Annotated in this window: 8 protein-coding genes and 2 pseudogenes; 8 read left to right on the forward strand and 2 right to left on the reverse strand. The window is 70.1% G+C overall.

Annotated features, from left to right (window positions below; all coding sequences use genetic code 11):
• The 4 genes and pseudogenes from QN357_RS15640 to QN357_RS15655 form a co-directional block, all read left to right on the forward strand.
• Positions 1 to 772, forward strand: a pseudogene (locus QN357_RS15640) (SAM-dependent methyltransferase); the annotation flags it as partial.
• A gap of 97 nt (positions 773 to 869) precedes the next feature.
• Positions 870 to 2,342, forward strand: a complete 1,473-nt coding sequence (locus QN357_RS15645) for a flavin monoamine oxidase family protein (RefSeq protein WP_323505165.1) — start codon at positions 870 to 872, stop codon at positions 2,340 to 2,342.
• A gap of 319 nt (positions 2,343 to 2,661) precedes the next feature.
• A complete protein-coding gene (locus QN357_RS15650; RefSeq protein WP_134449380.1) occupies positions 2,662 to 2,925 on the forward strand; it encodes a hypothetical protein in 264 nt (87 codons plus the stop codon).
• Positions 2,926 to 3,005: 80 nt separating this feature from the next.
• Positions 3,006 to 3,860 (forward strand): SDR family oxidoreductase, encoded by an 855-nt coding sequence (locus QN357_RS15655; RefSeq protein WP_323505166.1) that lies wholly within the window; start codon positions 3,006 to 3,008, stop codon positions 3,858 to 3,860.
• Positions 3,861 to 3,870: 10 nt separating this feature from the next.
• On the opposite strand, the gene QN357_RS15660 is transcribed toward QN357_RS15655, so the two are convergent.
• Together QN357_RS15660 and QN357_RS15665 are read right to left on the reverse strand one after the other, a co-directional pair.
• Positions 3,871 to 4,680, reverse strand: coding sequence for a Pr6Pr family membrane protein (locus tag QN357_RS15660; protein ID WP_323505167.1), 810 nt, complete (start codon positions 4,678 to 4,680; stop codon positions 3,871 to 3,873).
• A gap of 26 nt (positions 4,681 to 4,706) precedes the next feature.
• Positions 4,707 to 4,973 (reverse strand): acylphosphatase, encoded by a 267-nt coding sequence (locus tag QN357_RS15665; RefSeq protein WP_134449383.1) that lies wholly within the window; start codon positions 4,971 to 4,973, stop codon positions 4,707 to 4,709.
• A gap of 113 nt (positions 4,974 to 5,086) precedes the next feature.
• On the opposite strand from QN357_RS15665, the gene QN357_RS15670 reads away from it, so the two are divergent.
• From QN357_RS15670 to QN357_RS15685, 4 genes and pseudogenes are all read left to right on the forward strand, one after another.
• Positions 5,087 to 5,470, forward strand: coding sequence for a hypothetical protein (locus QN357_RS15670; protein WP_323505168.1), 384 nt, complete (start codon positions 5,087 to 5,089; stop codon positions 5,468 to 5,470).
• A gap of 162 nt (positions 5,471 to 5,632) precedes the next feature.
• Positions 5,633 to 6,475 carry an alpha/beta hydrolase gene (locus QN357_RS15675; RefSeq protein WP_134559894.1) on the forward strand — a complete coding sequence of 281 codons (843 nt, stop codon included), beginning with the start codon at positions 5,633 to 5,635 and terminating at the stop codon, positions 6,473 to 6,475.
• Between the two features lie 109 nt (positions 6,476 to 6,584).
• The gene (locus QN357_RS15680) at positions 6,585 to 7,448 is read left to right on the forward strand and encodes a nuclease-related domain-containing protein (RefSeq protein ID WP_134559892.1); all 864 of its coding nucleotides are present in this window, start codon (positions 6,585 to 6,587) and stop codon (positions 7,446 to 7,448) included.
• A gap of 205 nt (positions 7,449 to 7,653) precedes the next feature.
• Positions 7,654 to 9,305 (forward strand): annotated as a pseudogene (locus tag QN357_RS15685) (hypothetical protein); the annotation flags it as partial.

A 9,305-nucleotide genomic window follows, 5' to 3' on the forward strand; every position in this document is an offset into this window, starting at 1 on the left:
GCTCACCCCAGCCGCTGCCTCCGTCGACGCGAACCAAATCGACCGAGATTTTGCCGAAAAGACACCGGGGAAGCCGTCTTCGGCCCCTGCGGAGGGCGAATCTCCGTCGAATTCGTCAGGGCCCGCGCCGGCGCTCGACGCCTGGATCATCGAGCGCGAGGTGCAGTCGCCCGAGCTCTACGCCGAGACCTGGATCCGCGACGGCGGTACCCGGCCGGGCACGGCCGACTTCGACCGCCTCTACGATGCCTGGCTCGACGACTTCGCGGCGCGCGGCGTGACGCAGGTCGGCTTCGGCTACCTGCTGCTCCGCCGCCCGGACACCGCCCGGCCCGCGGCGGTTCCGCGGTTTCGGCGCCTCGAACGCCTGCACGGCGGCCTCGGTCACAACCCTGACGGCATCGGCAGCCACCTCGCGGCCTGCCTCGCCGCCCACGACTGGCACGCGGCCCTCCCGGATGACGACCTGGTCTACGCGACCTTGACCGTTGCCTCCGACGTCACCGAGGAACGCCACTTCTGGCCCGGCCAGGAGGACCCGACCCTGCTCACCCTGCACCAGGGAAGTGGATTCGGCCGGTCGGTGTCGCTCGACACCGCGCTCGCCGCGCTCGTCGGGGCCTGCGACGGCGAACTCGCGGTCGGCGCGATCGCCGGCGCGCTCGCCGAGCTGCTCGAGGTCTCCGAACGCGATCTCACCGGCGAGCTCCTCCCGCGCGTGCGCGAACTCCTCGATGACGGTTTCCTCCTCCCGCCCGAACTGCTCGCCTGACCCGGTCCCGACGTACCCGCCGGCGGCAGGCGACCGCCCGAACCGACCCCTGCGGTAGTTTGGAACCAACCGGATTCGTTCGGAGAGGAGGACGTGAGTGACACCCGACGCGCGGAACGCCATGAAACGTCGCACCTTCCTCATCGGAGTCACGGGTCTCTCGACCCTCGTTCTCACCGCGTGCGTGTCCCCGGCCCCGCGGCCGAGCGCATCCGCCACCGCTACGTCGACCCCCGCACCGACGCCCACCGTCTCGCCCGTGCCGAAACCCGCGCAGATGCGCCGCACCTCCTGGTCGGCCGACCCGTTCGCCCGCGGTTCGTACAGTTTCGCCGCCGTCGACTCCACGCCCGAGCAGCGCACCGCGCTCGCCCAACCCGTGCTCGACCGGGTCTTCTTCGCCGGCGAGGCCACCTCGACCGACGCTCCGGGAACGGTGCAGGGCGGCCGCGACTCCGGTCTTCGCGCGGCCCGCGAGATCATCGCCGCCGCAGCGCCCGGCGAACGCATCGCCGTGATCGGGGCGGGCATCGCCGGGCTCAGCGCCGCGCGCATCCTCAAGGACGCCGGTTTCGACGTCGTCCTCGTTGAGGCTCGCGACCGCATCGGCGGCCGCATCGACACCGTCAGCGACAAGAAGTGGCCCTTCCCTGTCGAGCTCGGCCCGTCCTTCGTGAGCCACAGCGACACAACGTCCCTCGACGAGGAATTCACCCGCCTCGGCATCGCGACCACCCCCTTTCCGAGCGCGAGCGAGACCCGCACCACTGCCGGAATCGTCGTCGCGGTGCCCGACACCGGCGAAAAAGCCGTTGCGACCGCGCTCGCCTGGGCCACGAAACAGGCCAGTGACATGTCCGTACAGGGCGCGCTCGACGGCTCGGGCGCGAGCACGCTGTCCACAGCGGATGCCGGTGACGGTGTTTCCGCGGCCGACTGGCTCGCATTCCGGGTCGCGACCGTTCTCGATATCGACGCGGGCGCATCCGTCGACCAGCAGTCGGGCTGGTACACGAGCGCGGACGCCGGAGCAAACGAGGACCGGATCGTGCTCGGTGGATATGCCCACCTGCTCACCAAGGCGGCAGAGGGCATCGACCTGCTCGACTCGAGCGTCGTCACCAAACTTGCATACACCGACACCGGCGTGAGCCTGCGTCTGGGCACGGGGGAGTCGCTCTCCGCCGACCGCGTGCTCGTCACCGTTCCGCTCGGGGTGCTGAAGTCCGGGGTGCTCGAATTCGACCCCGCGCTGCCCTTCGCGCACCGCGGCGCGATCGCCGACCTCGGCATGGGCACGCTCGACAAGGTCTGGCTGCAGTTCGACGAGCCGTTCTGGAGCACGACCGCGCCGCTGTGGACCACGGTCGGTGGGGACGAGGACTTCCGGGTCTGGATCAACATGATGCCGCTCACCGGGGAGCCCGTCCTGGTCGGACTCGTCGCCGGGGACACGGCGCTCCGGCTCGCCGGGACCGACGACGCCACGGTGCTTGCCGCCGCGCTGCGCGGGCTGACCCCGTTCTACGTGGCCCCGACGCCGAGCCCCACGCCGACACCCGCGCCCTGACGAACCCCATAAAGTCAATCCCGAGTATTTCTCACCAAACGGTGTAAGCTATGCCCAATGTCTAGTCGCTGAAGATTCCCGGGGCGAGCCGGGTCTTCATGCAGGTGCGGTCCGCCGTTGTGCAGCTCCCCAAGGTTTAGTCGTTCCCGGGTTGGTGTTGCCGATGGCTGCCAATTGGGTGGGTTGCGTGCAACGGTCGTAAGACCCAGCAATGTACACATGTCGTGCCGTCGGCCACCCGAGCGCGGTCGCGGCTTCGGTGCCCCGCCACAGTCGCGACTGCAGTTCCCCTGTTTGACCGCGTGATTGATCGTGCCTCATGGAAACCCTGCTGGACCAAGAGCTGGACAGCCTGCTCGACTTCGATTCCGACCTCGCCTGCGAGGGTTCCCACCATGGCCGCGGCCTGAGCGGCCACCATCCGACCGCGCCCGGTGCCTACATGGTCATTTCGCCGTGCTGCGGCCCGAAGGTCGTGCAGTGCTCCCCGCGGGTGATCGCCATGCAGCACTCCGGCGTGCTCTACTGCGGCGCCTGCCGCAGCGAACACCTCACCGTGGAATACACCTTCATCCCGCTGTAGGCCGTTCCACCCACTCCCTTCCGCTGTAGCATGCGAGGGCGCAGTTCGACCGCGCAACCGGATGCCGAGGGGAACCAGCCATGATCGCACTCACCGGAGCGACGGGGCTCGTCGGCGGCCTCGTTCGCGACCGCCTTGACGCGGCAGGAACGCCCACCAGGCTCATCGTGCGCTCGACCGCGCGGCTCGCGCGGCAGCATCCGGATGTCTGGACCGCCGGCTACGGCGATGCCCAGGCCGTCGCCCCCGCCCTCGCCGGGGTCGACACCCTGTTCATGGTGTCGGCGTCCGAGAGCGCCGAGCGGGTCACCGAGCACCACACCCTGATCGACAGCGCCGTCGCCGCCGGAGTCGAGCGGATCGTCTATCTCTCGTTCCTCGGCGCCGATCCGCACGCCGAATTCACCCTCGCCCGCGACCACGCCGCAACCGAGACGCACCTGCGGGCGAGCGGCCTCGCATTCACCTTCCTGCGCGACAACTTCTACCACCGGCTGATCGCGCAGATGTGCGGCGCCGACGGCGTCATCCGCGGGCCCGGAGGCGAGGGCCGCATCGGCTCGGTCGCGCACACCGACGTGGCGGATGCCGTCGCGGCCGTCCTCTGCGGCGGCTCTCGTCACGACGGGGAGACCTTCACCCTCACGGGACCGCGCGGCTGGAGCCTGCGCGACGGCGCGGAGGAGCTCGCCCGGGTGACCGGGCGGCCGATCCGGTACGAGCGCGAGACGGAGCCCGAGGCGTGGGCGTCCCGCGCTCACTACGGCGCGCCGGACTGGGAGGTCGCGGGCTGGATCTCAAGCTATCTCGCGATCGCGTCCGGCGTGATGGATGTCGTGACGGACGACGTCGAACGCCTCACCGGGCATCCGCCCCAGGACCTGCCAGAATACCTGCGCGCCACCCCCGACGCCTGGGCCCACCTCCGCTCCTAACCTCCGCCCCTTAACCTTCAGCGCTGGGCTTGAGGCCCCGCCAGCCGCGGGACGACCAGGTCAGCATGGCTGCTATCCCGGTGAAGAGCGCGACGGCGACCGCGCAGTACAGCACCGTCTCGAGCGGGCCGCTGACCTGCTTCGGGTCGAGGAAGAAGTAGGGATACCAGCGCACCAGGGCGCCCCGGATCAGGGTGAACGCGCCCCAGATGCTCGGGACGACCATGACCCAGGCGAGCGTCGTCCACGGCAGCCGGGCCTTTCCGGTGTCGGTGAGCCAGTCGACGAGCGCGATCCCGGGGATCCAGAAGTGCAGCAGCTGCGTCGACCACGGCACCTCCATCGTGTACGCCCGCGACGAGGACTGGATCACGATCGCGAGGAACACGATGCCCGAAACGATCATGTAGGTCGTGACGAGCAGCCGGATCCAGTCGAGCCAGGGTGGGTCGACCTCCCGGCGCAGGGCGACGATCCCCGCGGCGATGAAGACACCGACCGCGGCGATGGCGCTCTGCACGGTGAAATAGCTGAAGTAGTTGTACACAATAAAGCTCTTGAAACCGAGGATGTAGCCGAAGTACCCGAGCAGTGCGAGCACCTCGGCGCCGGCCAGAACGAGCCGGACGATGCCGACGATCCGCCGTCGCGGGGAGTGAAGCGGGGAGTGAAGCGGGGAGTGAAACGGAGAGCGATCCGGGGAGCGCCGGCCCAAGCGCATCAGGGAACGCCTCGCCGAGCCCGGGCGCGCCAAGAGCACCGCGGCGAGCGACCCGGCCGGGTCGTCGGTGCGGGCGGGACGATCTGCACGCGCGCACATGCTTCAACGCTACGCCAGCGGGCAGGTCACTCGATCCGAAAGCCGTCGTCCCCGCGGTCCGGCATGTCCTCGACGTGCACGGTGTCGACCTGGGCAGAGGGCGGCCCGTGCCGCAGCCAGTCGAGCATCCGGTCGACGGATGCTGCCGGCCCCTCCACCTGCACCTCGACCGAGCCATCCCTGTGGTTGCGCACGAATCCCGCGAGCCCGAGTCGCCGGGCCTCTGCCTGCGCGTAGTACCGGAACCCCACGGCCTGGACCATCCCGCGCACCACCGCCTGTTTGCGAACCATCCCCCCAGTGTGCCCCCGATCCGGTTCCCTGTCCCGATCGGGGGGACGCCGGAATACAGCGCTCTTGCTACCGTGGGAGCGCTGAGCCGACCGAGGCCAGGCTGGGGAGTCACGTGAGCTGGACTACCGCACTGATCACGCCCGCACTGCCAGATAACCCGCTCTTCGTGTTCGCGGCCTATTTCGCCGTCGTGCTCCTGAGCGTCGCCCTGCCGTTCGCGGTGTCCCTCGTGCTCTACGAGGTCCTCCAGCTCTGGGCGGTTCGGCGCCGTGAGCGCGCAGAGCCCGACCTGCGGGCGCTCCTGCTCACCGTCCTCGTCGCGGTGGCACTCGGCGTCATCGGCGTGCTGCTCCTGCAATTCGGCCTCACCGGCGCCCCGCCCGCGTCCGGCACGGCCGCGAGTCTCGGCGGGCTCGCCGCACGGCTCCTGATCGTGTTCGCGCCCCTGGCCGTTCTCGTCCTGGTGCTCCGCACCCTGATCGCCCTCCGCCGCTGACCGCTGCCGCTGACCTCCGCCTGCGACCGCGGCTGACCGCATCGGCTCAGCGGCACGCCCGCGGATGCCGCTGGCCTAGACGACGGGGACCGGTGCGGTTATCGTGCCCAGATCACCCGGCACCCGCCGCGTGAACCTGCCAGAAACCGAAACGGAGCTGAGATGGACGCATTGACCGCACCGGAACGAGCCGAGGTCGAGCGAGCGAACGAGTCGGGCCTGCGCCCGGTCGTGTTCGTGCACGGGCTCTGGCTGCTCTCGAGCAGCTGGGACCGCTGGCGCGGCCGCTTCGAGGCCGCCGGCTACACAAGTATCGCCCCCGGCTGGCCCGACGACCCCGAGAGCATCGAGGAAGCCAAGCGCGACCCCGACGTCTTCGCCCACAAGATGATCGCCCAGGTCACCGACCACTACCTCGACGCCATCAACGACCTCGCGATCAGACCCGCCATCGTCGGGCACTCCTTCGGCGGGCTGATCGCCCAGCGCCTGGCCGGTGAGGGAGTCTCCGCTGCAACGGTCGCGATCGACTCCGCACCGTTCCGTGGCGTGTTGCCGCTGCCGGCATCCGCCCTGAAATCGGCGTCACCGGTGCTGCTCAACCCGGCGAATGCCGGGCGCGCCGTCTCGCTCACCTTCGAGCAGTTCAGCTTCGGCTGGGCAAATGCCCTCGATACCGACGAGGCGCGCGCCCTGTACGACACCTATCACGTGGCCGCATCGGGCGTGCCGCTGTTCCAGGCCGCGACCGCGAACCTGAACCCGTTCACCGAGGCGCGGGTCGACACGAAGAATCCCGAGCGCGGGCCGCTGCTCATCATCGCGGGGGACAACGACAACACCGTGCCGCTCGCGATCTCGCACGCGATCTACAAGCAGCAGAAGAAGAACCCGGGTCTGACCGAGATCGTCGAGGTGCCGAACCGGGGTCACTCGCTCACGATCGACCACGGCTGGGAGGAGGTCGCCGACCTCGCCATCGACTTCGTCAAGAAGCACGACTAGAGCAGGCGGGCGCGCGAGCGAGGGCAGCGGCTCAACAGGGGCGGCGGCTCAAACGGGGTGGGGCGGCGGATGCCGCGGCTCGCTAGTATCGATCCGGGGGAGCAATCATATGGTCGACAAAAGCACAATCGATCCGGGCAGTATCGACGACGGCCGCGTCGAAAACGAGGGCATGCGCCGCCGGTTCGCCGCGCAGGCCATCATCGACAAATTGCTGCGCCAGCAGGGTGCCCACCCGCGTCGCACCCGTCTCGCCCGCTTCCTCGGTCGTTCCCCGCTCGGCGGCAATGCCCTGGGCTGGTACCGCGGCGCGCAGGGAGAGCTCGCCGTCGGCGCGCTGCTCGCCCAGCTGCCTCCGGAATGGGCGGTCTTCCACGGGCTCCCCGTCGGGGTGAACGGCTGGGACATCGACCACGTCGTCGTCGGCCCCTGCGGCGTCGTCACCATCAACACCAAGCAGCACCGCCGTGCGGGGGTGCGGGTCATCGGCGAGAACGTCATCGTCGGGGACCGGGCGGTGCCCTACCTCGAACACGCGGCCTTCGAGGGCGAACGCATCGACACGCTCCTGCATGCCTACCTCGACTTCACCGTCCCGATCCACCCCGTGCTCGCGTTCGTCGGGCCGAAGGGTGTCGTCCGCATGGGCCCCGAGAACGCGGTCACCGTGCTCGACGCCGCCGACCTCGTGTCGTGGCTGACGGCCCTGCCGCGCGTGCTCACGCCGCTCGAACGGTTCCAGGTGATCGCGCTGCTCGACGATCCCGCGAGCTGGGCCGAAACCGTGCCGGTCGGCACGGGCGACGGCCTGATGGAGCGCTTCACCGTGCTCGACAACCAGATGCGGTCGGCGAGGTTGCAGCGCCTCGTGCTCGCCCCCCTCGAGGTCGTCGTCGGGCTCGGCGTCTCCGCCTACCTGGCCGCGAACCTCGGGATCGTCCTGGTCGGCGCTTTCTCCGGCTCGGGTCGCTGACTCCGCGGCTTCGCACTCACCGGTGATCGGCTGGGCGCCGCCCCAGGACGAGGTGCATCCTGCGTCACACCGCGTGTCCCGGGTGGGCAACCCGCACACAATGCTTCATATACACCCCATAACTTAACGAATGGAGCAATCCGTCTAGGATACTGGCGTAGCCTTGTTCCCACGGCCTATTCACGGGCCCGGGGAGGAGTAAGCCGTGTACACCCGCGTTGAGACCAGCTCCGCGGTGCAGCAGCTTGCGATCGGCCTTCACGACCCCGCCCGTGATCGACCCTGGGTCGTCGTCTCCTCACCGTTCGGAACAGCCATCCCCGAGATCGGCATCGATCAGCTCGCCACCCAGATCGGCGACGTCGCGCGCGTCTTCCTCGTGCAGACCGGAGAACTCACCCGGCAGCTCGGCGACCTGCTCCCCGCCCAATTCCAGGTCTACGGCAGCGCCGGCCGGTCATATCCCACCGGGCCGAACCCCTTCGCCGACCTGGCCAGGTCCCGCCTGCGCTTCACACATGGCGACCCCCAGCACGCGACCGACCAACTCGTCACGGATGCCCTCGCTCACGCCCACCACGCCGGTCTCTTCGCGCTCGCCCCGGCATCCGTCATCACCGTCACCGGAACCGTCAAGGGCTTCATGCTGCACGGCTCCCGCGCCCTCGTCGAGCTCGATGACGGCGGCATGGCGACCATCTGGCAGGAACTCACTTACCCGCCCGTGCCGCTGGACTGGACCCTCTCGCCCGGCCAGCGCATCCAGGGCGCCCTCGATGCCCCGACCCACCGGCTCAATGTCGAGCTCAAACCGCCGACGACGGAGGTGATCGCCGAGCGCTACCCGCACGGCAGCGTCACCCTCGCCCTGGTGCAGAAGGTCAGCGCGCAAAAGGCCGTGCTCGCCCTGCACCCGCACCTCACGTTCACGATCACCCGCGCCGACATCTCGGCCAACCCGCGCGACCTCGTCGATACCCTGCTCTCCGAGGGCGACGTCGTGGCCGCGCGGGTCATGCACCTGCCGAGTGGCGCCCTGCACCTCGTGCTCAGCGACGTCGACGACGACGAGCCGGTGTTGCCGCCGCTCGCCGCCGTGCTCAACGGGCCGCCCTGGCTGCGCGAGAACCGCCCGCTGCTCCCGCTCGTCGAGGACGACGACACCGGAAGCGGCGATGACCTCGTCTTCGACCCGGCCATGTCCGCGAAGGGGCTTGCCGGGTTCGTTCGCGCGGCCGGCGCCGCTCTCGCCCAGGACGACCTGCACGGCGAGGCCGGTTTCCCCGACGCGCTCGCCGGTGCTGGCGCCGTGCGGCCATCGCCCGCCGACCTCGCCGCTCCCCGGCCGATCGTGCCGCGCCCGTTCCCCGGGCCCGGCCGCGTGCACGCCGTGCGCCGGCCGACACCCGCGACCGCGGGGTCGCCCGGCGCGATCCCGTTCCGCGTCGGCCCGACCCCGGCGCCGTGCGCGCCGACGTCGGTGTCTGCCCTGCAGTCCACCCAGCTCTCCCTGGCCGAGGCGAAGGCGAAGATCACCCGGCTCGAGGCGCAGCTCGTCGAGGCGGGAAGCACGGAGTCCGACCTCGCCCGCCTGCGCGAGCAGGCCCGCTCCGCGCAGCTGCAGCTCCGCGACGCGCTCGTCGAACTCGGCACCCTGCGCCACACCGTCGCCGAACTCCGCGACGAGCAGCGCACCCAGAAGCGGATGCTGCGCGAGTCCCGCCGGACCGTCGTCGCCCCCACCCCCAGCAGCGAATACGAGTCCCGCCGCGCCCTCTGGGAAGATGCCACCAGCTGGGTCCGCCACGAGATCGCCCTCGCCTGGGTCGACCGGGTCCCGGAATCCGACCGCGAGGA

The organism is Cryobacterium sp. RTC2.1 (assembly GCF_035018685.1).
Lineage (GTDB): Bacteria > Actinomycetota > Actinomycetes > Actinomycetales > Microbacteriaceae > Cryobacterium > Cryobacterium glucosi.

Coding starts and splice junctions, on each gene's coding strand:
- QN357_RS15650 (WP_134449380.1), top strand. CDS start 2,662: ATGGAAACCCTGCTGGACCAAGAGCTGGACAGCCTGCTCGACTTCGAT.
- QN357_RS15655 (WP_323505166.1), top strand. CDS start 3,006: ATGATCGCACTCACCGGAGCGACGGGGCTCGTCGGCGGCCTCGTTCGC.
- QN357_RS15660 (WP_323505167.1), bottom strand. CDS start 4,680: ATGTGCGCGCGTGCAGATCGTCCCGCCCGCACCGACGACCCGGCCGGG.
- QN357_RS15665 (WP_134449383.1), bottom strand. CDS start 4,973: ATGGTTCGCAAACAGGCGGTGGTGCGCGGGATGGTCCAGGCCGTGGGG.
- QN357_RS15675 (WP_134559894.1), top strand. CDS start 5,633: ATGGACGCATTGACCGCACCGGAACGAGCCGAGGTCGAGCGAGCGAAC.
- QN357_RS15680 (WP_134559892.1), top strand. CDS start 6,585: ATGGTCGACAAAAGCACAATCGATCCGGGCAGTATCGACGACGGCCGC.